Here is a 2,141-nt window from a genome sequence, read left to right on the forward strand (position 1 = left end):
AGTGCGATTCGTTGAAACGTGAATCACGGTGAAAGCCCGTACATAACGTTTCCAGCCACAAGGCTGAACTCTCGGTCTGATAAGGGTGCAAGCCCCTTCTGCCAGACTCAGGTATGACTCCCTATCTGCCCACACCGACCGAGCTCGATTCTTGGAGAGTGAAGCTGGGAACAGGGCGCAACCAGACACCCAATGTGGGGTGACACTTGGCGCTAATGGGGGGTTCCAATGGTGAAACAGAGCCTAGAAAAGTAACTTAATCTAGAGCGGGACACAGACCAAAACTCCCGACTCCACTGGAGTTCATTCCCGCCGAATCACCTGTCTCAATATCGGCAAGAGTCCAGGGAATCCAGCAGTTAAATTGGCTCCACCTAAAGGAACAATCAATCACGCCCGAGGGAACGAAGAAAAACGAACTGAGGGTCAAGGGGAAGTCGAACTCTTTCGTAGGCTAGACGAGCAGCGGAACTCCCTTAGTTCGGGTAGGACAGACCGTAATTGGTCTGAGGTGTTCAGAAAACATAAGTAAGAGCAGCGCATGGTTAGACACAGCAGCAATGTTAGTGAATCTTGGAAGACGTTACCGTGGAAGAAATTCCGCCGTGATTTATTCCGCCTACAAAAACGAGTGTTTAAAGCGATTCAAGTTGGAGACAAGCAGAAAGCGAAGTCTCTTCAAAAGCTAATTCTGAAATCTCGGGCTGCAAGAATGTTGGCGATACGTCAAGTAACTCAACTAAATGCTGGCAAAAAGACTGCGGGAATCGATGGGATAGCCTCACTCACATTTGAGGAAAGGTTGGCTCTGAGTGAAGAACTCAGAGCCAAAAGTAACAACTGGAAACATCAGAAGTTACGTTCAATACCAATCCCAAAAAAGGATGGGAGTACCCGCCTCCTTAAGATACCTACTATCGCCGATAGAGCGTGGCAATGCCTCGCAAAATACGCGCTAGAGCCAGCACATGAAGCAACCTTCCACGCTCGTAGCTACGGATTCAGGACAGGGAGGTCAGCGCAGGACGCGCAGAAATTTCTTTTCCTAAATCTAAGCTCAAAAGCCCACGGAATATCCAAGCGAGTCATAGAACTCGATATCGAAAAATGCTTCGACAGGATAAGCCACAATAGCATTATGGAAAGACTCATCGCCCCATTAGGCATCAAGACCGGAATATTCCGGTGTCTAAAATCAGGAGTCAATCCAGGATTTCCAGAACAAGGAACCCCGCAAGGGGGCGTGGTAAGTCCATTATTAGCCAATATTGCTCTCAATGGGATTGAGGAAATACATCAATCAGTCCGTTACGCGGATGACATGGTAATAATTCTGAAGCCTAAAGATGATGCGAAGGCAATACTTGATAAAGTCAGCGAATTTCTGGCAGCACGAGGCATGAAGGTTAGTGAAAAGAAAACTAAGCTAACGGCTACGACAGATGGATTTGACTTCCTCGGTTGGCATTTCAAAGTGCAAAACAACGGGAAATTTAGATGCGTTCCATCAGCGGACAATTTTAAAGCGTTTCGTCAGAAGGTAAAACACATCGTTAACAACTCGAATTATGGTGCTACGGACAAGGCTGAGAAATTAGCCCCTGTAGTTAGAGGTTGGAGAAACTACCATCGCTACTGTAAGTTGGAAGGGTCACGGTTTTCACTGTGGTTCCTCAACAAGAGAGCCTTCAAGGTATTTAACAAGGAAGCAAAGCAGAATCGTTATACTGTCAAGAAATTGATAGAAAAAGCATTCCCGACGGTTCCTTACTCCGAAAACAAATTTGTCAATGTCAAAGGAGAGAAATCTCCCTACGACGGAGACATAGCCTACTGGAGTGAGCGTAACAGCAAACTCTATAACGGCGAAACCTCTAAAGCTTTAAAACGGCAACACCATAAATGTGGGGAATGTGGTTTAAAAATGCTAGGCGATGAAAGGATTCATCTGCACCACGTAGATGGATGTCACAGTAATTGGAAAATAAACAACCTTCTAGCGGTTCACGAAAGTTGCCACGATTATATCCACATGAGCAAAGCCGCAAGCCAAGAACATCGGGAGCCGGATGCGGGGAAACCAGCACGTCCGGATCTAACTGAGAGGTGCGGAGGATAATACCTCCCATCGACTCAAACAA

The 2,141-nt window shown here is 46.6% G+C and carries 1 protein-coding gene; it reads left to right on the plus strand.

Going from position 1 to position 2,141, the window contains the following annotated elements; genetic code table 11:
* Window positions 1-541: 541 nt before the first annotated feature.
* Window positions 542-2,119, plus strand: coding sequence for a reverse transcriptase domain-containing protein (locus tag QT979_RS28745; protein ID WP_333217118.1), 1,578 nt, complete (start codon window positions 542-544; stop codon window positions 2,117-2,119).
* The last annotated feature ends 22 nt before the right edge of the window (window positions 2,120-2,141 follow it).

It is taken from the genome of Microcoleus sp. w2-18bC1 (assembly GCF_036700365.1).
GTDB lineage: Bacteria > Cyanobacteriota > Cyanobacteriia > Cyanobacteriales > Microcoleaceae > Microcoleus.

Excerpts from the sequence above, each read along its gene's own strand:
- QT979_RS28745 (WP_333217118.1), top strand. The coding sequence starts at position 542 with ATGGTTAGACACAGCAGCAATGTTAGTGAATCTTGGAAGACGTTACCG.